A 24,480-nucleotide genomic window follows, 5' to 3' on the forward strand; every position below is an offset into this window, starting at 1 on the left:
CTTATTCTTCTCATTCGACACAGGTCACACTTGCTACCAGTTCAGTGGGAGTTTTCCGGCTCGCCGAACGGGGATGAAGCGCGCCATCTGGCCGAGGCCAGCAATCTTCCCCTGCCAATCGCCCGTCTGCTGTTGTCTCGTCATGTCGACACCCCCGAGCGGGTGCGGCAGTTTTTCGAACCGCGCCTGGGGGAACTGGCCGATCCCTTCATGCTGACCGGGATGGACCAGGCCGTCGAACGCCTCGTCCGCGCCATGCGCGAACGCGAACGCGTCATGGTCTACGGCGACTACGATGTCGACGGGATCACCTCGACCTCGCTGCTTTATCTCGTGCTCAACCGTCTCGGCGCCGAAGTCATCTACTACCTGCCGAACCGCTTGATCGAGGGGTATGGACTCTCGCCGGACGGGATCGACTACGCCGTCGACAACGGCGTGGGCGTGATCCTGACCGTCGACTGCGGCATCACCGCGGTCGAGGAGGTCGAATACGCCCGCTCCAAGGGAATCGAGGTCATCGTCGCCGATCACCATCAGCCCGGTCCGCAACTGCCCGCGGCGGCGGCGATCATCAATCCCAAACTCCTCGCGCCCGGCACCCCCATCGATGATCTCTGCGGTGTCGGTGTCTCGTTCAAGCTCGCGCAGGCGCTCTACCGCGCCCTGTCGCAGGATGAAAGCGAACTGGAGGAGCACCTCGATCTGGTCGCGCTCGGCACCGCCGCCGACATTGTCCCGCTGACCGGCGAAAACCGCATCATCACCAAGTATGGCCTGCGCCAGATCGAACGCTCCAGCAAGCCGGGGCTCAAATCGCTTTGCTTTGTCGCCAGTCTCATGGGACGGCCGATCACCACCGGACAGATTGTCTTTGTGCTGGCGCCGCGCATCAACGCGGTGGGACGGCTCGGTGACGCCAAGCAGGCGGTGCGCCTGCTGACCACCCGCGACGAGAGCGTCGCCACCGACATCGCCCACCACCTCGAACGGGAAAACCAGAAGCGCAAGAAACTCGACGAGGAGACCCTCACCCAGGCGCTGCGGCAGGTCAAGCAGCACTTCGATCCCGACCGCGACCGCGCCATCGTGCTCGCCTCGCCCGGCTGGCATCAGGGTGTGATCGGGATTGTCGCCTCACGGCTGGTCGAGCGTTTCCATGTGCCCACGGTGATGATCGCCATTGACGGCGACGAGGGCAAAGGGTCGGCGCGCTCGATTGCCGCCTTCGACCTCTATGACGCCTTCCGCGAGTGCAGCGATCTGGTGCTGCGCTTTGGCGGGCACAAGTACGCCGCCGGCATGTCGATCGCCACGGACAAGATTCCGGCCTTCATCGAGCGCTTCAAACGCGTCGCCATCGACCGGCTCACCAGCGACGACATGGTGCCGAAGTTGTCCATCGACTCGCGGCTCGATCCCGATGCGCTCACCGAGGGGTTCATGGACATCCTCGAGGGGTTCGCCCCGTTCGGGCCGCAGAACACGCGCCCCGTCTTCGTGACAGACAACATCCAACTGGCGGGCAACCCGTTCATCGTCGGCAACAACCACCTGAAGTTCCGTATCCGGCGCAACGGTCAGGTCTTCGACTGCATCGGGTTCAACATGGGCGACCGTCTCGGCTCGCTCGCATCGCACACCGGCACCATCGACCTGGTCTATGTCCCCGAACGCACCGAGTGGGACAACAACAAGCGCCTGCAGTTGCGTGTGAAGGATTTCCGGCTGTCGTGATCCCGCCGACCCGGGTGGCCACAGCTGAACCCGGCGTAGTGGCGGCTCTTGAGCCGCCTGCCGTCCCAGACACCGACGATGTAGAAGCGGCTCTCAAGCCGCGCAACCCAAAACCAGAGGAAACGTATGTCCGAAAACGCCCCCCGCGTCACCGGCCTCGGCGGCGTCTTCTTCAAGGCCAAAGACCCCGCCAGGATGATGGAATGGTACCGCAAACACCTGGGCTTCCCCGCGGCCGGCAGCGATCCCTGGCAGGGGGACAGCTACATCGCCTTCCGCTGGCGCGATGAGAAGTCCGACACCCCCGGCACCACGGTCTGGTCGGTGATGAACCAGGACACCGACTACTTCAAGCCCAGCGAATCGCCGATGATGCTCAACTATCGCGTGCGTGATCTCCACGCGGTCCTGGCGGCCCTGCGCGCCGAAGGCGTTTGGGTGGCCGACAAGGTTGACGAGTCGGAGCTCGGCAAGTTCGGCTGGATCATGGACCCCGAGGGCAATAAGATCGAACTCTGGGAGCCGCCCGCGGGGGCGTGAGCGGGTGCGGAAAAATGAGAGGGCGGGTGCGAGATCGCACCCGCCCTTTTGCTGGGCAGAGTCAACTACGGAATCGGCTCCGGTCCATTACGGAATGTCGTGTTGATGATGTAGATGACGTCCAGAACATTCGTGATTCCATCGCCGTTGAGATCGGCCACGTCCGGAGGGTTCGGGAGCGCGGCGCTCCGGAATGTTACCCCGATCATCATAGTGACATCCAAGACATTGAAAATGTGGTCGTCATTCATGTCACCGCGGCGCTGCGGGGCCGAGAGCATCAGCAGATTCGACGACTCTCCCTGTGGCGGCACCGCGTTGGCGACCGGAGTGTTCGAGAAGGCCACCTGTGTGGACGCTCCCGTTCCTGTCACAGAGACGTATCCGCTTACGTTGCCGCCGGGGTCACGAATCCCGAGGAAATAGTTGTCGGATGGATCGGCGCCGATCTCCGCGACAATCCGGATCTTGTAGCTGCCGTACCGCGGGGCCAGAATCCAGACGCGGTCGTCGAGTTCACCGGCAACGCCATTGGGCCCGATGCCGAAATCGGTCGTCGTGATGTAACCTGCTGTTGCTCCCATGGTGTTGAAATCGAGCCCGATGGAGTCCTGCCCGTCGGGAGAGACGACGATGATGTCCACCGGAGAGTAGACGGTGACGACCAGGGTGTCGCACACATCGCCGATGTTGTCGCCGTCGGCATCCGCCTGATCTGAATTGCTGATCAGCGGGCAATTGTCGTTGGCGTCAGCCAGACTGTCGCCGTCGTTGTCCGCGACAACCAGCAGGCAGGCGGAGAATTCGGAGGTGTTTCCATCCGGGTCGGTTGCCGTCGCGGTGACCACTCCGCCCGCGGCGATCGGGGGGCCGATGAAATCAAGATCGACATCTCCCGCCCCGTCCGTGGAAGCCGTCTGAGAACCGAGGAATGTCTGTCCCTCACCATTGCCGGACGCACCACACGCCGGACTGTAGAAATACTCGACATGAATTTGCGTGTTCGGCGTGGTGTTCAGTGTTCCGGTAATCCAGCTCTGAGTTGGCTGGTCCAGGGCCTCGACGAGCACCGGGAAGTTTTGCAGGAAGTTGGGACCGCCGTCGGCGTCACCCGGGTCGTTGGCGGTGACGCCATTGTAGAAGCCCAGGTCGATCCCCGACACGATGTTGCAACAGATGGAATTTCCGAGTATGGAGATCGAGTGCAAGTCGCTTTCGATGACGATGCCAAAGTCGTTGCCCGCAATCACGTTTCCCTGGCCTGGCAGATCGCCGCCAATCAGTGTGCTGTCGCCTCCCTGGCCCGGCACACCATAAATCCGGACGCCGACATAATTGCCTAGTGTGGGACTTCCCGATGCATCCGTGCCGACGCGGTTGCCCTGAATGGTGACATGTGAGGCATTCACAAGCAAGATGCCGCTGCCAAAACCCGAAATGAGATTGTCGGTGATTGTCGTTCCGCCGGCAGGGGAGTATTCGACGTAAACGCCGTAGTTGAAGCCCGTGCCTTCGCCCAAATCTGACATCCCGGTGGCGTCGACTCCGATATAGTTGCCGGTGACCTCGGCTGGCCGCGTCACCCACACTGCGAAGTTCTTGGCGGGCGCGATGACGTTTCGCTCCGCGGAGGTCGGGCCACCGATGATGTTGCCGCTCCCCGACGTAACCACGCTCTTGTCGGGCGAAGATAAGCTGAAAGCAGCCGTTCCCTGGGCGTTGACACCGATGTAATTGCCTTTCAGGATGTTGTCTCCAATGCCATTTGATCCTCCCAGCATCACATTCTCACTGCTTCCACCGGCGATTACGTTTCTATCCGCGGGTGTATCACCACCGATGAGGCAGGAGTCCCAAATCTCCATGCATGATCCCACGGAACCTACCACTGATGTGCCGGTTGCGTCGACCCCGATGAAGCACCCTTGAAGCCGTGTATCGGCTTCTCGCAGCTCCAGGTATTTGCCCGCATTTGACGCGTTCCCTATTCCATTGTTGATGACGAGTCCGCGGATTATGGTCCCCCTTGCGGCGGGAAACTGGCTCACGGTCAGCGCGTCCTGAAAAGGCCCTAAGGAACCACAATCGATCACAATCTTCAGAACCGCGTCATTGCCAACAGCCAGCGTGTTGGGGCTGCTCCCGGGCTGCGAGTATCCGTCTATCATTGCTTGCTCCCCGATTGAGAAGCCGACTCCAATGGGAGTGATCACGTGGGGGCCGGCTCCGGGAATACTGAAGACGACGGAGTCCCGTCCAGGATTGTTATTGGCGTCGGTTATTGCCTGACGCAGCGATCCCGGGCCCATGTCGCTTGTGTTTGTCACCGTGTAGACGGCGGAATGCGCTCTTGTCCCTACCCACCCTGTCGCAAGCACGACGGATAGAGCAGTCGCCCGGGAGAAACTCCAGGAACGCTGTCGAACAGTGTTCACGATCCACCTCCTGCTGGCCCCGGCCTCGGACCGGGGGATGAAAACTGCGGCTATGTCTGCAAGACGGACTGTTCTTCATGGTGTTGCTTCAGACCCGCTTCACGTCGTCGGAACGGCAGGAGAAGGCGCGCGCACTCCCCCGCCGGGGTATCGGTTTCGTGACCGCGAGATTTCGGGCAGGGAACTCGCACCGCGTGGGAGTCCATTCCGACAGGGGCCGTCAGCCACGCGACCGACTTTGCAATCATTGCGGCGCGTGGCCTTCCGCACTGCCGTCGGGCCAGGGTGTCGCGACGTTGGGACAACCCGCGAGTACGCAAACGGTGTGTGCGGTTCCTTGCAGTGCGGACCGAGGTCGAGGATGCGGCCCCCAGTCAGGGCCGGGCCGGGCGTTGTCCTATAACCACCACAGGAATGCTGTCGGGCAAGGTGCATTCTCCACCTGCTGATGTCCCCGGGCCATCCCCGAAGACGGCATCGTACTACTATGGCGGCCGCCGGCGGGACGGCCGTATCGGAAGGTCGATGGGACTGCCACAACGGAAAGAATCTCGACAACAGCAGAATTATGTTAACCGGACAACTTTTATCCGTCAATTGGATTTTTGACGTTTTGTGCCTTCTCCGGCCGTCATTTCTGAGGGAAGACTGGCGGTCTCCGGCCCGCCACGTTTCCTTAGGAGGCGATGACGCTCCTCGACCGCTTCTTTGCCGGCGACCGTGTGGCTTTGGCCCGCATCATCACGCATGTCGAGAACCGCGCGCCCGGTTACCACGAGGTGCTCGCGCGCATCTTTGCGCACCGCCATGGCGCCTATCGTGTGGGGCTGACCGGCCCGCCCGGCGCCGGGAAATCGTCGCTGGTCAACCAGCTGGCGCTGATGCTGGCCGGCGAGGGGCATAAAGTCGGCGTGATCGCGGTCGATCCCTCCAGCCCGTTTACCGGCGGTGCGCTTCTGGGGGACCGGGTGCGCATGCAGTCGCTCTACGGCATCGAGAATGTTTTCATCCGCAGCATGGCCACCCGCGGTTCCTCCGGCGGGCTGGCCGCCGCCACGAAAGACGTCTGCGTGGTCATGGAGGGATTCGGCTTCGACATTGTGTTGATTGAAACTGTCGGTGTCGGCCAGATCGAACTCGATGTCGCCGCCGTCTGCGACACCGTGGCCGTGGTCTTCGTGCCCGAATCGGGCGATGCCATTCAGGCGATGAAATCGGGCCTGATGGAAATCGCCGATGTCTTCTGCCTGAACAAAAGCGACCGTCCCGGTTCCGATCGCATCAAGGCCGAACTGGAATCGATCCTTGAAGTGCGCCGCGAGGTTCGCAAGTCGCTGGGCACGTTCTCCGATTGGCACCCACCGGTGACAATGTCGGTGGCGACCTCGGGGCAGGGAATTCCCGCGCTCTGGGACTCAATCCAGAAGCACCGCGCCTACCGGGAGCAACGCGACCCGACCGGACATATGCGGCTGCGCGTGCGTTCCGATCTCATCCTGGCGCTGCTCGAACTGGCGCGTCGCCAGCTGGACGCCGACCTGCTCGAATCGCCGCGACTTGAGCAGGCGGTCGATCAGATCGTTTCCAGCCAAGCCGACCCGTACACGATGGCGCAGAAGCTCTTCGCGGACTGGCGCGGTCAGGCATAATGCCGAACCGGCCGGGTGTGTCGCCGCCGGCAACATTATGACAGCGGCGGTGGTATAAACCATTGGACAACATGACCCAACGGGAGCATATTTATTTGGTTCAGTTCCGCGCTCGCGTGCGTCGATCTACCCCGAAAAGATAGAGGATGAATCATCCATGACCGACATTTCCAAACCGGCCAAGAAACCCAATGCGGACCGCGGCATTCTCGGACGGATCCCCGGCCGTTCGCCCAGCGTCAAGGACCTGTGGGCGGAAAAGTGCACCGACGCCGACCAGCTTGATGGCCGCAAGTTCATCACCGTCTCCTCCGTCCCGGTCAAGGCGCTCTACACCCCCGAGGATGTCGCTGACATCGACTTCGACCGTGACATCGGCTATCCCGGCTTCTGGCCCTATACCCGCGGTGTGCACCCCTCGATGTACCGCCAGAAGCTGTGGACCATGCGCCAGTTTTCCGGCATGGGCTCGGCGGCGCAGACCAACGAGCGCTATCACTACCTGCTTGCCAACGGCCAGATGGGGTTGTCCGTCGCCTTCGATCTGCCCACCCTGATGGGTTACGATTCCGATCACCCGCGCTCCAAGGGCGAAGTCGGCGTTTGCGGCGTGGCGGTCGATTCACTCAAGGACATGGAGGTCATCTTCAAGGGGATCGACCTCGGCAAGATCTCGACCTCGATGACGATCAACGCCCCGGCAGCGATCATTCTCGCCTTTTACATCGTCGTCGCCGAAAAGCAGGGGGTCAAGCCCAATCAATTGCGCGGCACGCTCCAGAACGACATCCTGAAGGAGTACATCGCCCAGAAGGAGTGGATCTTCCCGCCGCCGCCGTCGATGAAGCTAATCGTCGACACGATCGAGTACGGCACGCGGTTCATGCCGCAGTGGAACACCATTTCGATCTCCGGCTACCATATTCGCGAGGCGGGCGCGACCGCCGTGCAGGAGCTGGCCTACACGCTGGCCGACGGCTTCGCCTATATCGAGGCGGCGATGCAGCGCGGGCTGAATGTCGACGAGTTCGCGCCGCGGCTGTCGCTTTTCTTCAACTCGCATCTGGACTTCTTCGAGGAGATCGCCAAGTACCGCGCCGCGCGCAAGCTCTGGGCCCGTCACCTGCGCGACCGCTACGGCGCCAAGAACGAACGCTCCCTGCTGATGCGCTTCCACACCCAGACGGCCGGCGTCTCGCTCACCGCGCAGCAGCCGGAAAACAATATCGTCCGCGTCACCTGGCAGGCGATGGCCGCCGCCCTCGGCGGCACGCAGTCGCTGCACACCAACTCGATGGATGAGACGCTCGCCCTGCCTTCCGAAAAGGCGGCGCTGATCGCGTTGCGCACCCAGCAACTGATCGCCTACGAGAGCGGCTTGACCAACACCATCGACCCGTTGGCGGGGTCATACTTTGTCGAGTCGTTGACAAAACAAATGGAGGAGGGCGCCGAGGAGATCTTCGCTGAAATCGAGCGTCGTGGCGGCGTCTTGGCCGCCATCGAGCAGGGATACTTCCAACGCGAACTGGCCAAGTCGGCCTATGTCTATCAACAAGCAGTTGAAAAGGGCGAACGTATCATCGTGGGCGTCAACAAGTTCACGATGGACGACGAAACGCTGGAAATCCCCGTACTCAAAATTGACCCGGCGGTCGAACGCGAACAAATCGAATCGTTGCGCCAATTGAAGCAGGCGCGCGACAACGACAAGGTTCAGCGCACTCTGGCCGAGATGAAGGCGGTCGCCGAGCGCGGTGACAATTTGATGCCCGCTTTTATCGACTGCGCCCGCGTCTATTGTACCTTGGGAGAGATAGTGGACGTACTCCGTGGGGTGTACGGCGAGTACGAAGAACCGCCGATGATCTGAGTCCTCCGCGGCAGCCACAAGTCTGCCGCCCGCCTGCCCTTGCAGGTCCCCTCTCCCGGGAGCGGGGCGAAGGTCGCGGTGAGGATCTGGGGCCGGCGCTTTACAGAAGGCCGAACTGACGAGATGGATCCACTGACCTCATACGCATTCTACGGCGGACTGGCGCTGGCGGTCATCGCCTGGGCCATCCACTTCGCCTACCATCGTGGGCGCAAGCGGGGGGCCTCCGAAGCCGAAGGGTCGATGGCCGATCTGCCCGAGGTCAAGTGGCTCAACGGAGAGGACTCGCCCACGGGACGGCGTTGCTTGGATTGCCGTGCCTACGCCCTGGGCGTGCAGCTGATCACGCAGGACAAGGAAGCGCTGGAACGGTTCAGCGCAAACTGCTCTTCCGATGGCAGCGAGATTGAGGGGAAGTCGCCCGACAACGCCTGGCTGGTCGCGGTCGATTGGCGTTTCGATTTCGAGCAAGCCGAAGCGATCGCCGGGGGGATGCGTCCGCAAGTCGCCGAAGACATGTGGATGATCGACTGCATCGGCTCGCGCATCTACTTCCGCCGCAGCTGGTCCGGGCAACTTATCTTCATGTCCAACTTCCTGCGCATCCCGTCGGCCGGCGCCCGCATCACCCGCCTTTGGGTCCCCGGCGAGGAGCCGTTCGACCAGCAGACTCCCGAGTATCTGGCCGCGTATGTGCGCCATCTGGTCGACACGCATTTGCTGGGTACCCTGACACCCTTCCCGATTCCGCCCGATTTTTCCGGCGACGATGAAAAGATTGCCCAGTTCGTCTTCCACTCCGTCGGACGGCGCGGCTGGCTGGCGGAGTATTTCAAACCGGACGAGCATGCCCGGGACATCCACGAGTAACTCTATGCAGAAGATCCGCATCCTCCTCGCCAAGCCAGGCCTCGACGGCCATGATCGCGGCATCAAGGTGATCGCCGCCGCACTCCGCGACGCCGGCTTTGAAGTGATCTATACCGGCCTGCGCCAGACCCCGGAACGCATTGTCGAAGCCGCCATCCAGGAAGATGTCGACTTCATCGGCATGTCGATTCTCTCCGGGGCGCACATGACGCTTTTCCCCGAAGTCCAGCGCCTGCTGAAGGAACGCGGCGCCGCCGACATTCATCTCTTTGGCGGCGGAATCATTCCCGATCAGGAGGCCAAAGAACTCGAGCGGCAGGGCATAGGCAAGTTGTTCGGGCCGGGGACCACCACGCAGGACATTGTCGCCTACATCAAAAAGGTCGCCGCCGGGCGCAGGCCCGAGTCGGTGATGTAGCCCCCGCAACGGACTTATGTCCCGGCGAGGATGGCCACCGCCTCGCCGAGATCGGCGTTCATCAGCAAATCCAGCGTGTGACCGCCCGAAGCGCGGCGGACGTCGATGAGACGCACCGCGCCGGCCAGGCGCTCGTAGTCGGGCAGCACCTTGGTGAGGAAATTCTGCGAACCGGTGAAGAACTCCTCCTTCCAGGCGTTCCCGGGCTCATCCGGGTACAGCGGCAGGTAGTGAATCCCCGCCTCAACCAAGTCCTGAAAGAAGTGGGTGCCGTAGGAGACCTCCGGCACATAGTCTCCGGTGCGGCGCGCGATCTCGATCAGCGCCGCGGTGTTGTTGATGTCGGAATAGGTGACGCTGACGCCCAGACGGATGTCGCCGCGGCTGCCCCAGCGGCCCGGACCGATCAGAATGAACTTGCGGCGGGGGAGACGCTCGTTGAGCATGCCGACCACTCGGCCGACCGCCAACAAGTCGCCGCGATCCGACAGCCGCTGGTATTGCTGCGGATCCACATAGACAACGTGGGTGATCCCACTGATCTGGCCGTTGGGAACATGACGACGCGCCGAAAAGATCACCCGGTCGGGCGCGATGTCCTTTGGGATCTCGGCCGCGGTGAACGCCGCCGGAGAGCTTTGCGCCCGGCATTGTAGGATGTAGAGATCCTTGCCATCGGAGGCGAACTCGATATCGATCGGCGTTCCGATCGCTTCTTCCAACGTGCGCAAGGTCGCGCCGATGCGGTGGACGAAGTCGGAACGCTCGCTTAAGCCAAGAAAGGTGACGGCGAAATCCCCCTGGCTGATGTCGACATGGAATCCCGGTGGACGCAGCATCCCGGCCGGATCGACGATCGACACAATCTGGTCGAACGCGGGAATGTCGTCGGCGTAGCGGCGAAACAGCGGCGCCAGGGGCACCGTCTCGAAGGAGTTGGACTCGAGGTTGATCAAGTCGATGTGCTTCGGCGAATAGCGCAACGCCTCATCGACCGACACATTGGCGCGGATGCGTGGCTGGCCGGGAGCGATCAGAATCGGGTAGTCATCGCTGAGACGGTCCACCGCGCGTGTTCCCAGCCCCGGCACGATACGAACCAGTCCGTCCTCACGCCGGATGCGCGGCGACCAGCGGAATTCGTTGCGGCTGAAGGCCACGCCCGCATAGGAGGGGAAAAAATAGGGCCCGACCCTCGTGCCGACCACCTCCTGGAGAATGATTCCCATCTCCTCGGAGAAATCGATCAGCCCGCGCTCGATCCGGTACTCGATCGGATCGGGGCCGAACGTGGACGCATAGACCTCGGCGATCGCATCGGTGAGCGCTTTCATGCGCTCTTGCTTGCCGCCTTGGTTGGCCAGAAACAGACTCTTATACTTTCCGGCGAAGGCCGCGCCCATCCGGTCTTCCAGAAGACTCGAACTGCGCACGATCAACGGCTTGTCGCCGAAATCGTCCAATGCCATCGACAGGCCCTTGAGCACATCGGGCGGAAAGGGCGACTGACGGAACAACTGGACCACGTGCGGGTACTCCTGGCGAATCTGATCGAGGTCCTTGTACTTCTGTTCGATCAGGTCATCGAGATCGTTGTAGTGCATGAAATGCAGGATCAGATCCGATGTCAGGTGCCAGGTCTTGGGGATGCGGATGCCCGCCAGCAGGCCCGTCGGGTCGGGCGACCGCTTCAGGATGCCGGCGGCCAGGTAGAGCCCGGCGCTCTTGCCGCCGAGACGCCCATGGCTGTCGGTGGCGAAGACCAGTCGCGACAGCAGGTCATGGAAATCCGCCAGCTCCAGGTATCGCTTCGCACAGTTGATGTACTCCAACTGCTCCGAGAGAAAGCGGCGGATCAGCGCCACTTCGACCCCGCGCTTGGTCGTCGAGGATTCCGTCGACGCCGGTGAGGCGAGCAATTGATACCGGCGGATCGCGTCGGCCACCGCCGGCAGCGGGACCTGCCGGCTGATGATCATCGACAACACGCTGAGCTTATCTTCCTGGATCCAGCGGCGCAGATCGGCGAGCAGCTCGTCCTCGGGCTGATAACGCGCCGCGATCGCAAACAATTCGTCGCTCATCTCGCTTAAGCGGTGCGGCGAGGGGACCGCGCGCTGCGGCCGGTTGGGATCGTCCTCGGCGGTGGCTTCCGTGCCGGCCTGCAGACGGCGGCGCAGCTCGTCGGCCTCGGGAATGCCGGCCAACGCCAGACGTGTGAGCATGCGACGGCAGACGCGCAGGTGCAGATCACGGTCGGTCTGCCGCAAAAGTTCGAGCACCGCATGCCACTCCGGCCGTGTCCGCGCAGCGGCCGTGGGCGCCGTGTCGGCCCCGGCGGCCACGCGCCGCGTCTCGCGGTGTCCGAGATGCTGCCCCAGCCGCTCGGCGATCACCTGCAGCAGCCGCGACTCCTCCGGCAGAAACGGCGTTTCCTCCATTCCCGGGGCGGCCTGCGTATAGAAGATTTGCAGCGCGCCGGCCGGGCGACCGTTGATCAGGATCGGCGCCTCCAGTTTCCATGGCGTGTCATCGAACTCGTGATCCTGATAGGTCTGCTTGTCCAGCACAATGCGCGCGCGGCACAGGTCGGGGAATTGCCACCCGGCCGGAATGGTCTTCACCAAACGCCGGCAAATTCCGGCGGCGTCCAATTCATCGTGCCGCAGGATCTCCTCAACGTCATACAGGCAGTTGAGCTCCTTGGCCCGCTCGCGCAGGGCTTCCAGCAGTCGTTCTGTCGAAGGATGGGGGTCGCTCATAGCGGTCGCCGGTTGAACGCGACGCCGGACAATCGGCGCGCGCAAACCGCGTCTCAAGATAAGAGGTCGGACCCGGCGCGGCGAGTCTCAAGCGGTGACCGGTGCGCTTTTGTCGGACACAGAAACGGCCGGAACGGTGGTCCCGTCCCGGCCGTGTCGTCTTGGGCTTGGAAGTCGTTCTACACCCAGCCACGGGCGCGGCAGGCGTCGGCCACGCGGCTGATGGCGATAAAGTAGGCCGCGTCGCGCATGTACAGTTTCTTCTTACGCGCCAGTTCGCTCACTGCCAGATAGGCCGCGGTCATCGTCGTGTCCAGCTTCGCGAGGACCTCTTCCTTCTGCCAGAAGTAGTTCATGTTGCATTGGACCTGCTCGAAGTAGCTGCAGGTCACGCCGCCGGCATTGGCCAGAAAATCGGGAATCACGAAGATGCCCCGCTGCGCCAGCACCGCGTCGGCTTCCGGCGTCGTCGGGCCGTTGGCGCCCTCGGCCACCAACTTCACCTGCTTGGAAATTCGTCCGACGTTGTCGCCGGTGACCTGGTTTTCCATCGCCGCCGGGAAGAGGATGTCCACATCCTGCGCGATCCAGGCGTCGCCGTCGAGGACCTCGTACCCCAGTTTCTGCGCCTGGGTCTTGTCGATGCCGCCGAACCGGTCGGTGATGCCCAGCAGTTCGTCGAGATTGATGCCGGAATTCCGGCGGAAGCTGAACGCCTTCTGCGACGTCTGGTCCCAGCAGGCGACGCAGATCACCTTGCCGCCGAGTTGCTGATACAACCTGATGACGTACTGCCCGACATTGCCGAAGCCCTGCACGCTGGCGGTGGTTTTCTCAATCGGGATGCCCAGTTCGCGCAGCGCCTCGCGCACGGTATAGACGACGCCGAAGCCGGTGGCCTCCGCGCGGCCGAGTGACCCGCCCATGCCCACCGGTTTGCCGGTGATCATCCCCGGGCGCCGTTCGCCGACGATCGTTTCGTATTCATCCAGCATCCACAGCATGTGCTGGGCGTTGGTCATGACATCGGGCGCCGGCACGTCGCGATTCGGGCCGACGTCGTGGGCCATTTGACGCATCCACCCGCGGCAAATGCGCTCCTGCTCGCGGTCGGACAGATGATGGGGATCGCAGATCACGCCGCCCTTGCTGCCGCCCAGCGGGATATTGACCACCGCGCACTTCCATGTCATCCACATCGACAGCGCGCGCACCGTGTCGATTGTCTCATGCGGATGGAAGCGCAGTCCGCCCTTGCCCGGGCCGCGCGCGTCGTTGTGCTGCACCCGGAATCCCTTGAACACCCGCACCGTGCCGTCGTCCATGCGCACCGGAATGCTGAAGTGGTACTCGCGCAACGGCTCGCGCAACAGCGCGCGGGTGGACGCGTCCAGCCCCAGGGCGTCGGCGGCCTTGTCGAATTGCGCTTGCGCCATGGCGAACGCGTTGAATGGCTTTGTGCTCATGATCGGTTTCTCCTCGCGGTATTCGACCTGAATCCCGCATCCGAGGATACGATGTGCCGCGCCGGGAGTGTATCCCTCTCCGGGCCTCCGTGACACCCGGCGCGCGAATTTGACACGTCGCGCGTGCGTGCCCCAACGACGAAAATAGGACATTGCCGCAGTGGTCTTGCTACTGTATTCATCATGGAATACATGACCCCAGCGACGCGTTCGTTTCGTTATTGACCGCGGCCGTTGGGGCAATTGTCATTTGCGCGCCGTGCGTCGGCGGCAAGTCTCTGATGCTGAATGACATAAACATTCCGCGCCCGCGCGGCCGCGCTTGATTTTGCTTCCCACAACTCTTAGCATGCTTCCCTTCGCCGCGTGGGGCGGCAGACGACAGACGGAGGGAAAAACACATGTATCGTTTCAACGTCGATGACCGCCAGCAGCCAATCCGCGATATGGTTCGCGCCTTCGCGGAAAAGGAAATCACGCCTGTCGCGGCCGCCATGGATCGCATGCCCGAGCCGATCAAGTTCCCCGTTGACTACTATCGCAAACTCGCCAAACAGGGCTTCATCGGATTCCCGCTGCCCAGGGAGTATGGCGGCACCGGTCATTCCTCGATCGAATACTGCACCCTCTGCGAAGAGCTGACCTTCTGGGATCCGCCGACCTGCCTGTTGGCGGCGGTCGCCGTGCTGGCGACCGAGCCGATCTGGCACTTCGCCAATGAGGAACAAAAGAAGAAGTACATCCCCCGCATCGTGACCGGCGAGATCATTCCCGCGTTCGCGTTGACCGAGCCCAACGCGGGCTCCGACGCGGCCAATCAGAGCACCGAGGCGGTGCTCGACAACGGCGAGTGGGTGATCAACGGCGAGAAGATCTTTATCATGCACGGCGACGTGGCCAACCTCTACGTCGTCTTCGGCAAGATCAACGAGCCGGGCGTGCGCCACAAAATTTCCGCCTGGATCGTCGAGGACAACGGCCACAACGGCATCCGCAAGGAAGTGCTGCAGTACAAGATGGGCATGCGCGCGGCGACCACCGGACGCGTCTGGTTCAACAACACGCGCGTGCCGCAGTCGGCCCTGCTGGGCGAAGTCGACAAGGGCTTTCGTTACGCGATGGCGACGCTCGATTCGGCCCGCATCGGGGTGGCGGCGCAGGGGCTGGGGATCGCCGAGCGCGCGCTCGAGGAGTCGATCAACTACGCCAAGTCGCGCAAGGTCTTCGGCGAGCCGTTGGCCTCGAAGCAGGCGATCCAGTGGATGATCGCCGACATGCAGACGCGCACTGAAGCCGCCCGCGGGTTGGCCTACCGCGCCGCCATGCTCCAGGACAAGGGCGCCAAGTTCGGGTTGGAGGCCTCGATGGCGAAGTTGTACTGCACCGAGACCGCCAACTTCTGCGTCGATCGCGCCATGCAGATTCACGCCGGCTACGGGTACATCGGCGAATTCTCGATGATCGAAAAATTGTATCGCGACCAGCGGATCACCGAAATCTATGAGGGCACGTCGGAAATCCAGCGCCTGGTCATCGCCGCCGCGATGCTGCGCGATCCGGCGTAGCGGTCAGTGAGGTTGCTATGACGGCGGGGGACGGTCCGCAGCTGCAGTCGATCCGTCTGGGCGATTGGGACATCGCCGGGTTTGTCGAACGCCGCTTCGCGCTCGATGGCGGCACCATGTTCGGCGTCGTGCCGCGCATGATGTGGCAGAAGCTGATCCCGCCCGACGACGAAAACCGCGTGCCGCTGCAGGCCAATCTGTTCGTGGTCAAGACCGGCACGGCCGTGGTCCTGCTCGACACCGGCCTCGGCGACGCCCTCTCGAAGTTCGATATCCGTCTCTACGATCCCCGCGGGCCGTCGCGGATCAACGAATCGCTGGCGGCCCTCGGCGTTCATCCCACGGAAGTGACGCACGTTATCTTCACGCACCTGCATACCGATCACTCCAACGGCGCATTTGCCGGCGATCCCGACGCTCCGCGTCTCCGTTTCCCGAACGCCGATTTCTTTGTCCAGCGCGACGAGTGGGAGGACGCGACCCACCCCGACGAGCGCACCAGCGCCGTCTACATCCAGCACCGGCTGCGCGCGCTGGAGGAATCGGGCCAGTTGCACCTGCTCGACGGCGACATCGACATCATTCCCGGCGTCCGCGTGGTAAAAACCGGCGGGCACACCCGCGGCCACCAGGGGGTACGCGTCACCCGCGGCGACGACCGCTTTTTCTACTACGCCGATATCATCCCGTCGCGCTTCCATCTCAAAGGCGCCTATGTCGCGGCCGTCGACATGTTCCCGATGGACACAATGAAGGCCAAAAAGAAGCTGCTGGCCGACGCGCTCGATCCGCGCACGATCATCGGTTTTGACCACGACACGACGATCATGTTCGGACGTCTGGTGCAGAAGGAAAAGTGGCTGGATGTCGAGCCCGTGCCGGGCACCAACGCGACCACCGCATGACAATCCATCGTTGGGAGTCAGACCGATGAACAAACCCACACCGATCGAACGACTTCATGAGATGCGGGCCCTGGCCGCCGAGCCGGGCGGGGCGCAGCGCGCCGCCGCCCAGCGCGCCAAAGGCAAACTGCTGGCCCGCGAGCGGCTCGAAATCCTCCTCGATGAAGGCAGCTTCGAAGAACTGGACCGCTTCGTCACCCACCGCTCCACCGACTTCGGACTGGCCGACCAGCGCCCCCTGGGCGACGGCGTCGTCACCGGTTCGGGACGGATCGAGGGACGCCCGGTCTATGTCTTCAGCCAGGACTTCACCGTCTTCGGCGGCACCCTGGCCGAAGGCCACGCGCGCAAGATATGCAAGATCATGGACATGGCGCTGAAGACCGGCGTGCCCGTCATCGGACTCAATGATTCCGGCGGCGCGCGTATCCAGGAGGGCGTGGTCTCGCTCGGCGGCTATGCCGACATCTTCCTGCGCAACACCCTTTGCTCAGGGGTGATTCCACAGATTTCGCTCATCATGGGTCCCTGCGCCGGCGGCGCGGTCTACTCGCCGGCGATCACCGACTTCATTTTGATGGTGCGCGGCACCTCGTACATGTTTGTGACCGGACCGAATGTCGTGAAGACCGTCACCCACGAGGAAATCGATTTCGAGGGATTGGGCGGCGCGCAGGTCTGCGCCGAAAAAAGCGGCATCGCCCACCTGGTCGCCGACAACGACGCCGAGGTCCTGCTCCTGACGCGCAAGCTGTTCAGTTTCCTGCCGCAGAACAACCTCGACACGCCGCCGCGCCGCAAGTCCGATGATCCGCCCGACCGCGCCGACGCCGAACTGGACAACGTCGTGCCGCTGGATCCCAACAAGCCCTACGACATCAAGGAAGTCATCACCCGCGTGGTTGATGACGGCGAGTTCCTCGAGATCCAGCCGGACTACGCGGGCAACATCGTGGTGGGCTACGCCCGGCTTGCCGGACGTGCCGTCGGGATTGTCGCCAATCAGCCCGCGGTTCTGGCCGGCGTGCTCGACATTTCCTCGTCGATTAAGGGCGCGCGCTTTGTGCGCACCTGCGATGCCTTCAACATTCCGCTGGTCGTATTCGAGGATGTCCCGGGGTTCCTGCCCGGTGTCGCCCAGGAACACGGCGGGATCATCAAGCACGGGGCCAAGCTGCTCTATGCCTTCTGTGAGGCGACGGTGCCCAAGGTCACCGTCATCACGCGCAAGGCCTATGGCGGCGCTTACGACGTCATGAACTCGAAGCACGTCCGCGGCGATTACAATGTCGCCTGGCCGACCGCCGAAATCGCGGTCATGGGCCCCAAGGGCGCCGCCGAGATCATTTTCCGCAAGGAAATCGCGGCGGCCAAGGACCCCGCGGCCGAGACCGAACGTCTGGCCGAAGAGTACCGCGCCAAGTTTGCCAACCCGTATGTTGCGGCCCAGTATGGCTATATCGACGATGTCATCGAGCCGCGGGAAACCCGGGCGCGCCTGATTCGCGCCCTGGACATCATCGAGACCAAGCGCGAGCAGAACCCGCCGAAAAAACACGGCAACATTCCGCTGTGATGACAACGCCGCGCGGACGTATCGCCGGCGACGTCCGGCGGCCGAGGGCGCCCGAACGCCGCTGACCGGCTGTAACAAGCATTCGATCCGCATAGGGGAGCCGCATCATGCGCCGTGTACTGATCGCCAACCGTGGAGAGATCGCCGTCCGGGTCATCCGCGCCTGCCGACGCTATGGCATCGAGTCGGTGGCGGTCTATTCCGATGCCGATCGCGCCGCCCTCCACGTGCGCATGGCCGATCACGCCTACCATCTGGGCGCGCCGCCGCCCAGCGAAAGCTACCTGAACGTCGACATGATCATCGCCACCGCCAGGAAAGCCGGCGCCGATGCGATTCACCCCGGCTATGGCTTCCTGTCGGAGAATGCGGCCTTTGCCCAGCGGGTGGTCGATGAGGGACTGATCTGGATTGGCCCGCCGCCCTCGGCGATCTCGCTGATGGGCGACAAGATTGCCGCCCGGCGTCTCATGCGGCACTCGGGGGTGCCGGTCGTCCCCGGATCTGATTCGCCGATCGAGGATCCCGCGCAGGCATTGCGCGCGGCGCAGCAGGCCGGTTTCCCGATCCTGCTGAAAGCCGTGGCCGGCGGCGGCGGCAAGGGCATGCGCATGGTCGAGCGTCCCGAGGACTGGAACGACGCCTTCGAGGGCGCCCGCCGCGAAGCCCAGCGCGCCTTTGGCGATGGACGCATGTTTTGGGAAAAATACGTCCAGCGCCCCCACCATGTCGAAATCCAGGTGCTCGGCGGGCCGTATGGACGCGCCATCTCGCTGTTTGAGCGGGAATGCTCGATCCAACGGCGGCATCAGAAGGTCATCGAGGAATCGCCGTCGCCGCTGATGACCGATGATCTGCGCGCCCGCATGTCGCGCGCGGCGGTGGCCGCCGCCGAGGCCTGTGGCTATGTCAGCGCCGGCACCGTCGAGTTCCTCGTCGACAACGACCGCAATTTCTATTTCCTCGAGATGAACACCCGGCTGCAGGTCGAACACCCGGTCACCGAAGCCGTCACCGGCGTCGACCTGGTGATCGAGCAGTTCCGCATCGCCTCGGGGGTGCAATGGACCCCGCCGGCGATACCGGAACGGCCGTTCGGGCACGCCATGGAGTTTCGCATCTACGCCGAAGATCCGGAGAACAACTTCCTGCCGACGCCGGGGCGGCTGGCGGTCTACCGTCAGCCGCAGGGGCCGGGTGTGCGCGTCGACTCCGGCGTCTATTCGGGCTATACCGTGCCCATCTACTATGACCCGATGATTTCGAAACTGGTGGTTTGGGGACGAGACCGCGAGGAGACCATGGCGCGCGCTTCGGCGGCGCTGGAGGAGTATCAAATCGTCGGCGTGGTCTCGACCATCGAGTTCCACCGCCGCATCCTGGTGCATCCCGAGTTCCGCAAGGGCAATACGACCACCGACTTCATCTCCCGCTACCTCGGCGAGTTCAAGCCGGTGCCGATTCATTCCGATGGCGTCGCCAACGCCATCGCACTGGCCGCCGCGCTCTATACGCGCAATAAGGCGGAGCGGCACGCCCCGGTCACCCGCGACGGCGTTGCGGTGGAGGCATCCAACTGGCTGCGACAGGGACGGGTTGAATCAACCCTGCGCTGGCCCATGGCGCACCAGGGACCCACGGTGAGGAGTCTATGAAAGGTTATATCGCTGAAATCGGAGACGACCGCATCAGGATCGAATTTCCTCCCGAAGACCATCGGGTGATCCTCAATGGTCGCCCGGTCGAGTACTCTCACGCCTGGATCGGCGGCACCGGACACAACCTGCACCTGATCGTCAACGGCCGCTCCTATGATCTGCGCGTGGAAGAGGAAGAGGGGCGTTTGGCGCTGACTTACGTCGGCAATCGCTATCACTGCACCGTGCTTGATGAACGGCTGGCCGATCTGCAGCGGCGCGCTGGCCTCTCCGATCGCCCCGCCGGACGCACCGTGGTCAAGGCGCCGATGCCCGGATTGGTCGTGAAAGTCCTCGTCGAGGCGGGCGCGCAGGTGCAGAAGGGCGACCGGCTCCTGGTGCTCGAGGCGATGAAGATGGAAAACGATGTCAAGGCGCCGCGCGCCGGACGCGTATTATCCTTGTCGGTCAACGCCGGCCAGGCGGTCGAAGGCGGGCGTGAACTGGCGGTCATTGAATAGAACAGGATGGATTCATATGCGCATCTTCGTCACCGGCGCCACCGGATACATCGGCATGAACGTTGCGCTTGCGCTGCGGCGCGCCGGCCATGAGGTCTGGGGACTGGTGCGTTCGGCGGAGAAGGGCGTTAAGCTGACCCGGCATGAGATTCATCCGGTTGTCGGCGCCCTCGACAACATCACCGGCTTCCTTGACGCCGCCGCCCGCTGTTCGGTCATCGTGCACGCCGCCGAGGACAAGACCGACAACGAGCGGCTCGACCACCAGTGCCTCGAGGCATTCCTCCAGATCGCCGGCAAGGGGCCGCAACCCAAGACGCTGGTCTACACCAGCGGCGTCTGGGTCTACGGCGACACCGGCAATGCGCTGATCGATGAGACCGCGCCGCTCAACCCGGTCAAACTCAAGCCATGGCGCCCCGCGCATGAGGAGATGGTGCTCAAGGCCGGCAACCTGCGCGGCATCGTCATCCGTCCGGGGTGTGTCTACGGTCGGCAGGGCGGGATGACCGGACTCTGGTTCAAGGGGCCCTCCGAAGGCAAACCGCCGCTGGTCGTCGGCGATGGACGCAACCGCTGGTCGATGATCCATGTCGACGACGTCGCCTCCGGTTACGTGAAGGCCGTGGAGAGCGGACGGTCGTCGGACATCTTCAACCTGACCGACCGCTCGCGCCACACCGTGCTGGAACTGGCCACCGCCGCGGCGCGTGCCGCCGGCTACCAAGGGACGATCCCGACCATGCCGATGGAGGAGGCGCGCGCCAAATTCGGCCTGTTCGCCGATTGCCTCGCGCTGGATCAGCACATCGACTCGCGCAAGGCCGTGCGTGTGCTCGGCTGGCATCCGCGTCACGGCGGCTTTCTCGATGCCGTCAGCACCTATTACCAGGCCTGGAAGGCCTATCAGGGTTGAGCGCCGCCCATGGACGATAAACCAAAAGCCCCGCCCACCACGTCCTCCGGAATTCCCATTGCGCCGCTCTACGATCGCTGGCCCGATGGTTTCGATCCATCGCGTGATCTCGGCGTCCCCGGCCATTACCCCTTCACGCGTGGCATCTACGAGGGCATGTACACCCGGCGCCTGTGGACCATGCGCCAGTACGCCGGATTCGGCACCGCGCGCGAATCCAACGCCCGCTATCGCCATCTGCTTGCGCAGGGGCAGACCGGGCTGTCGATTGCTTTCGATCTGCCCACGCAGATGGGCTACGACTCCGACCACCGCCTGGCGCGCGGCGAAGTCGGCCGCACCGGCGTCGCCATCGACGGACTCTGGGACATGGAAGTCCTCCTCGATCAGATTCCGCTCGAACAGGTGTCGATCTCGATGACCATCAACGCGACCGCCGCCATCCTGCTGGCGCTGGTGGTCGCGGTCGCCAAACGGCGGGGTGTGCCCCTCGACGGGCTCTCCGGCACCATCCAGAACGACATCCTGAAGGAGTACATCGCCCGCGGCACTTACATCTATCCGCCGAAGCCGTCGATGCGGCTGATTGCCGACACGATCCGTTATTGCCACGCGACCCTGCCGCGCTGGAACCCGATTTCGATTTCCGGCTACCATATCCGCGAGGCCGGTTCCACCGCGGCGCAGGAGATCGCCTTCACCTTGGCCAATGGCATCGCCTACGTTGACAACGCGCGCGCCGCCGGGTTGGAGGTGGATGATTTCGCCCCGCGGCTGTCGTTCTTCCTGAACGCGCACAAGAATCTGTTCGAGGAAATCGCCAAGTTCCGCTGCGCCCGCCGCCTCTGGGCCCGGATCATGAAGGAACGCTACGGCGCGCGGAAAGCCGAGTCGATGCGCTTCCGCTTCCACACACAGACCGCCGGCTCCACGCTCACCGCCCAGCAGCCGCTGGTCAACGTTCCGCGCGTCACGCTGCAGGCGCTGGCGGCCGTTCTCGGCGGCACGCAGTCGCTGCACACCAACGCCTACGACGAAGCGCTCGCGCTTCCGACCGCCGAATCGGCCGAGCTGGCGCTGCGCACCCAGCAAGTGATCGCCTATGAGTCCGGCGCCGTCGAGACCGCCGACCCGCTCGCCGGCTCGTTCTTCATCGAATCACTGACCAACGAACTCGAAACGCGGGTGACCGCCCTGCTCGACGCGGTCGATAAACTCGGCGGCGCGGTCGCCGCCGTCGAAACGGGGTACTTTGCCCGCGAAATTGAGCGCTCTGCCGTCGACTACCAGCGACGCATCGAAAGTGGCGAGATGACCGTCGTCGGGGTCAATCGCTTCGTCAAAGACGAGACCGCGACGATTGCCATCGCCCAGCTGGATCCGGCGTTGGAGCGCGAGCAATGCGCGCGCCTGGCCGCCGCCCGCGCCGGCCGCGATGCGGCGCAGGTTGCCGGCGCGCTGGCGCAACTGGAGACGCTGGCGCGCGGCGACGGCCATCTGATGCCGCAAATCGTCGCCTGCGTCGAGGCACAGGCCACTCTCGGCGAGATCGCCGACACGCTCCGCGCAGTCTGGGGAGAATACCAACGCGCCCAAGGCGGGTGACTGCCGACCCCGTCTGTCAAACCCGACCGTCCGTCCCTTCTGGAAGGAGACCAGGATGCTTAAGAAGATCGCCCATATCTCGATTGCCGTCACCAACCTCGATCGCGCCTGCGCCTTCTATCACGATGTCATGGGCGGCGAGATCACCGACCGTCACCGTGTCGACGACCAGAAGGTGGAGGTCGCCTTCGTCAACTTCTCCGCGGGCACCAAGATCGAGCTGATCGCGCCCACCCGGGAGGATTCGCCGGTCGGGCGGTTTCTGGCCAAGCATGGCCCCGGCATCCACCACATCTGTTTCGAGACCGACAACATCGAAAAGCAGATGGCCTTCCTGTCCGATCACGGCGTGAAACTGATCGACGCCGCCCCCCGTCGCGGGGCCGAGCACGACAAGATCGCGTTCGTGCACCCGTCCTCGGCGCTTGGCACGCTGATCGAATTGTCCGAGCCGCTGAAAAAATAGGCGACTTGCCGCTTTCCCGCAGGCACGACGGTCACAGTCGGCCATCGGGCTTCGACTTTGTGTCAAACGGTCCCCTGATGGGTTGATTTCGCCCGCTGCGCTCCTGTATCTTCCCCGGCTCTGAGGGATGAGACGATGAGCAAAGTCGTTGCCGATGCCCGCGAGGCGCTGTCGAAAGTGGATCTACGCGACGGAATGACCATCATGGCCGGCGGATTCGGTCTCTGTGGCATTCCGGAGAACCTGATCGCCGCCTTGCGCGACTCCGGCATCAAGAATCTCACCGTCATCAGCAACAACGCGGGCGTCGACGATTTTGGTCTGGGTTTGCTTCTGCAAACACGACAGATCCGCAAAATGATCTCCACCTATGTCGGCGAGAACGCGATCTTCGAGCAGCAATACTTGAACGGCGAATTGGAGATCGAATTTGTCCCGCAGGGCACCTTCGCCGAACGCATCCGCGCCGGCGGCGCCGGGATTCCGGGGTTTTACACTCCCACCGGTGTCGGTACGTTGGTGGCCGAAGGGAAGGAGACGCGGGTCATCGACGGGCGCGAGTATGTGCTCGAACGCGGCCTGACGGCCGACCTGTCGCTGATCAAGGCCTGGCGCGGGGATCCGCTCGGCAATCTGGTCTACCGCAAGACCGCGCGCAATTTCAACCCGATGATGGCCACCGCCGGGCGCATCACGCTGGCGGAAGTCGAGGAAATGGTTCCGGTCGGCGCGATCGATCCGGACCATGTGCACACACCCGGCATCTACGTTCACCATCTCTTCCAGGGCGTGCGCTACGAAAAGCGCATCGAACAGCGCACGACGCGTCCCCGTCCCTGAGCCGCCATGCCGAGCAATCCACAGGATCGCATCATCCGCCGCGCCGCGCAGGAACTGCGCGACGGCTACTACGTCAATCTCGGCATCGGGATGCCGACCCTCGTGGCCAACCACATCCCGCCGGGCGTCAACATTATCCTGCAGTCGGAGAACGGCCTCCTTGGGATCGGGCCCTTCCCATACCCCGGCGAGGAAGATCCCGACTTGATCAACGCCGGCAAGCAGACGATCACCGAGATTCCCGGCTCCTCGTATTTCTCCTCGGCCGATTCCTTCGCCATGATCCGCGGCGGCCATATCGACATTACCATCCTCGGCGCCATGCAGGTGTCGCAGCACGGCGATCTGGCCAACTGGATGATTCCCGGCAAACTGATCAAGGGAATGGGCGGGGCGATGGATCTGGTGGCCGGGGCCCGGCATGTCATCGTCACGATGACTCACACTGCCAAAGACGGCTCGCACAAGATTCTCAAAGAGTGCAACCTGCCGCTGACCGGACGGCGGTGTGTCGACATGATTATCACCGAGTATGCCGTCTTTGATGTGGACGCGCAGAACGGACTGCTGCTGAAGGAAAAAGCCGCCGAAGTCACGCTGGAACAGCTCGCCCGGATGACCGGTTGTGACTTCGCGGTGGCCAACGAGTTGAAAACCCTCACGTGATGGCGGGTCAAAGACCCGTCCCGCACGGCGCAA

At 63.3% G+C, this 24,480-nt stretch carries 19 protein-coding genes; 16 read left to right on the forward strand and 3 right to left on the reverse strand.

What is annotated here, in order from left to right; genetic code table 11:
* Positions 1-30: 30 nt before the first annotated feature.
* Together recJ and VNN55_00550 are read left to right on the forward strand one after the other, a co-directional pair.
* Positions 31-1,737 (forward strand): single-stranded-DNA-specific exonuclease RecJ, encoded by a 1,707-nt coding sequence (gene recJ / locus VNN55_00545; GenBank protein HWO56035.1) that lies wholly within the window; start codon positions 31-33, stop codon positions 1,735-1,737.
* A gap of 126 nt (positions 1,738-1,863) precedes the next feature.
* Complete coding sequence (locus VNN55_00550) at positions 1,864-2,277, forward strand: VOC family protein (GenBank protein ID HWO56036.1); 414 nt, start codon at positions 1,864-1,866, stop codon at positions 2,275-2,277.
* 65 nt (positions 2,278-2,342) lie between these two features.
* On the opposite strand, the gene VNN55_00555 is transcribed toward VNN55_00550, so the two are convergent.
* On the reverse strand, positions 2,343-4,445 hold the full coding sequence (locus VNN55_00555) for a NosD domain-containing protein (GenBank protein HWO56037.1): 2,103 nt from the start codon (positions 4,443-4,445) through the stop codon (positions 2,343-2,345).
* A 953-nt stretch (positions 4,446-5,398) separates the two neighbouring features.
* Here VNN55_00555 and meaB point away from each other — a divergent pair.
* The 4 genes from meaB (at position 5,399) to VNN55_00575 (ending at position 9,522) form a co-directional block, all read left to right on the forward strand.
* The gene (gene meaB / locus VNN55_00560) at positions 5,399-6,361 is read left to right on the forward strand and encodes a methylmalonyl Co-A mutase-associated GTPase MeaB (protein HWO56038.1); all 963 of its coding nucleotides are present in this window, start codon (positions 5,399-5,401) and stop codon (positions 6,359-6,361) included.
* Between the two features lie 157 nt (positions 6,362-6,518).
* Complete coding sequence (locus VNN55_00565) at positions 6,519-8,234, forward strand: methylmalonyl-CoA mutase family protein (protein ID HWO56039.1); 1,716 nt, start codon at positions 6,519-6,521, stop codon at positions 8,232-8,234.
* A 123-nt stretch (positions 8,235-8,357) separates the two neighbouring features.
* Complete coding sequence (locus VNN55_00570) at positions 8,358-9,104, forward strand: hypothetical protein (protein HWO56040.1); 747 nt, start codon at positions 8,358-8,360, stop codon at positions 9,102-9,104.
* 4 nt (positions 9,105-9,108) lie between these two features.
* Positions 9,109-9,522, forward strand: a complete 414-nt coding sequence (locus tag VNN55_00575; protein ID HWO56041.1) for a cobalamin B12-binding domain-containing protein — start codon at positions 9,109-9,111, stop codon at positions 9,520-9,522.
* Positions 9,523-9,536: 14 nt separating this feature from the next.
* On the opposite strand, the gene VNN55_00580 is transcribed toward VNN55_00575, so the two are convergent.
* Positions 9,537-12,284 carry a PEP/pyruvate-binding domain-containing protein gene (locus VNN55_00580; protein ID HWO56042.1) on the reverse strand — a complete coding sequence of 916 codons (2,748 nt, stop codon included), beginning with the start codon at positions 12,282-12,284 and terminating at the stop codon, positions 9,537-9,539.
* Positions 12,285-12,463: 179 nt separating this feature from the next.
* Positions 12,464-13,750 (reverse strand): Glu/Leu/Phe/Val dehydrogenase, encoded by a 1,287-nt coding sequence (locus VNN55_00585; GenBank protein HWO56043.1) that lies wholly within the window; start codon positions 13,748-13,750, stop codon positions 12,464-12,466.
* Between the two features lie 401 nt (positions 13,751-14,151).
* On the opposite strand from VNN55_00585, the gene VNN55_00590 reads away from it, so the two are divergent.
* The 10 genes from VNN55_00590 to VNN55_00635 all read left to right on the forward strand — a co-directional run bounded on the left by VNN55_00590 (position 14,152) and on the right by VNN55_00635 (position 24,447).
* Positions 14,152-15,315: an acyl-CoA dehydrogenase family protein gene (locus VNN55_00590; protein HWO56044.1), complete on the forward strand. Its 1,164-nt coding sequence runs from the start codon at positions 14,152-14,154 to the stop codon at positions 15,313-15,315.
* A 17-nt stretch (positions 15,316-15,332) separates the two neighbouring features.
* Positions 15,333-16,220 carry an MBL fold metallo-hydrolase gene (locus tag VNN55_00595; protein HWO56045.1) on the forward strand — a complete coding sequence of 296 codons (888 nt, stop codon included), beginning with the start codon at positions 15,333-15,335 and terminating at the stop codon, positions 16,218-16,220.
* 25 nt (positions 16,221-16,245) lie between these two features.
* Complete coding sequence (locus VNN55_00600) at positions 16,246-17,796, forward strand: acyl-CoA carboxylase subunit beta (protein ID HWO56046.1); 1,551 nt, start codon at positions 16,246-16,248, stop codon at positions 17,794-17,796.
* Between the two features lie 107 nt (positions 17,797-17,903).
* Complete coding sequence (locus VNN55_00605; GenBank protein ID HWO56047.1) at positions 17,904-19,451, forward strand: acetyl-CoA carboxylase biotin carboxylase subunit; 1,548 nt, start codon at positions 17,904-17,906, stop codon at positions 19,449-19,451.
* On the forward strand, positions 19,448-19,954 hold the full coding sequence (locus tag VNN55_00610) for a biotin/lipoyl-containing protein (protein ID HWO56048.1): 507 nt from the start codon (positions 19,448-19,450) through the stop codon (positions 19,952-19,954). The genes VNN55_00605 and VNN55_00610 overlap by 4 nt, the downstream gene beginning before the upstream one ends.
* 16 nt (positions 19,955-19,970) lie before the next feature.
* On the forward strand, positions 19,971-20,870 hold the full coding sequence (locus VNN55_00615; protein ID HWO56049.1) for an NAD-dependent epimerase/dehydratase family protein: 900 nt from the start codon (positions 19,971-19,973) through the stop codon (positions 20,868-20,870).
* A gap of 9 nt (positions 20,871-20,879) precedes the next feature.
* Positions 20,880-22,475, forward strand: coding sequence for a methylmalonyl-CoA mutase family protein (locus tag VNN55_00620; protein HWO56050.1), 1,596 nt, complete (start codon positions 20,880-20,882; stop codon positions 22,473-22,475).
* 55 nt (positions 22,476-22,530) lie between these two features.
* On the forward strand, positions 22,531-22,941 hold the full coding sequence (gene mce, locus VNN55_00625; GenBank protein ID HWO56051.1) for a methylmalonyl-CoA epimerase: 411 nt from the start codon (positions 22,531-22,533) through the stop codon (positions 22,939-22,941).
* A gap of 135 nt (positions 22,942-23,076) precedes the next feature.
* Positions 23,077-23,781, forward strand: coding sequence for a CoA transferase subunit A (locus VNN55_00630; GenBank protein ID HWO56052.1), 705 nt, complete (start codon positions 23,077-23,079; stop codon positions 23,779-23,781).
* Between the two features lie 6 nt (positions 23,782-23,787).
* Positions 23,788-24,447, forward strand: a complete 660-nt coding sequence (locus VNN55_00635; protein HWO56053.1) for a CoA transferase subunit B — start codon at positions 23,788-23,790, stop codon at positions 24,445-24,447.
* Positions 24,448-24,480: the final 33 nt, after the last annotated feature.

The sequence above is a fragment of the bacterium genome (assembly GCA_035559435.1).
Taxonomy (GTDB): domain Bacteria; phylum Zixibacteria; class MSB-5A5; order WJJR01; family WJJR01; genus JACQFV01.

Excerpts from the sequence above, each read along its gene's own strand:
- VNN55_00550 (HWO56036.1), top strand. The coding sequence starts at position 1,864 with ATGTCCGAAAACGCCCCCCGCGTCACCGGCCTCGGCGGCGTCTTCTTC.
- VNN55_00555 (HWO56037.1), bottom strand. The coding sequence starts at position 4,445 with ATGATAGACGGATACTCGCAGCCCGGGAGCAGCCCCAACACGCTGGCT.
- meaB (HWO56038.1), top strand. The coding sequence starts at position 5,399 with ATGACGCTCCTCGACCGCTTCTTTGCCGGCGACCGTGTGGCTTTGGCC.
- VNN55_00565 (HWO56039.1), top strand. The coding sequence starts at position 6,519 with ATGACCGACATTTCCAAACCGGCCAAGAAACCCAATGCGGACCGCGGC.
- VNN55_00570 (HWO56040.1), top strand. The coding sequence starts at position 8,358 with ATGGATCCACTGACCTCATACGCATTCTACGGCGGACTGGCGCTGGCG.
- VNN55_00575 (HWO56041.1), top strand. The coding sequence starts at position 9,109 with ATGCAGAAGATCCGCATCCTCCTCGCCAAGCCAGGCCTCGACGGCCAT.
- VNN55_00580 (HWO56042.1), bottom strand. The coding sequence starts at position 12,284 with ATGAGCGACCCCCATCCTTCGACAGAACGACTGCTGGAAGCCCTGCGC.
- VNN55_00585 (HWO56043.1), bottom strand. The coding sequence starts at position 13,750 with ATGAGCACAAAGCCATTCAACGCGTTCGCCATGGCGCAAGCGCAATTC.
- VNN55_00590 (HWO56044.1), top strand. The coding sequence starts at position 14,152 with ATGTATCGTTTCAACGTCGATGACCGCCAGCAGCCAATCCGCGATATG.
- VNN55_00595 (HWO56045.1), top strand. The coding sequence starts at position 15,333 with ATGACGGCGGGGGACGGTCCGCAGCTGCAGTCGATCCGTCTGGGCGAT.
- VNN55_00600 (HWO56046.1), top strand. The coding sequence starts at position 16,246 with ATGAACAAACCCACACCGATCGAACGACTTCATGAGATGCGGGCCCTG.
- VNN55_00605 (HWO56047.1), top strand. The coding sequence starts at position 17,904 with ATGCGCCGTGTACTGATCGCCAACCGTGGAGAGATCGCCGTCCGGGTC.
- VNN55_00610 (HWO56048.1), top strand. The coding sequence starts at position 19,448 with ATGAAAGGTTATATCGCTGAAATCGGAGACGACCGCATCAGGATCGAA.
- VNN55_00615 (HWO56049.1), top strand. The coding sequence starts at position 19,971 with ATGCGCATCTTCGTCACCGGCGCCACCGGATACATCGGCATGAACGTT.
- VNN55_00620 (HWO56050.1), top strand. The coding sequence starts at position 20,880 with ATGGACGATAAACCAAAAGCCCCGCCCACCACGTCCTCCGGAATTCCC.
- mce (HWO56051.1), top strand. The coding sequence starts at position 22,531 with ATGCTTAAGAAGATCGCCCATATCTCGATTGCCGTCACCAACCTCGAT.
- VNN55_00630 (HWO56052.1), top strand. The coding sequence starts at position 23,077 with ATGAGCAAAGTCGTTGCCGATGCCCGCGAGGCGCTGTCGAAAGTGGAT.
- VNN55_00635 (HWO56053.1), top strand. The coding sequence starts at position 23,788 with ATGCCGAGCAATCCACAGGATCGCATCATCCGCCGCGCCGCGCAGGAA.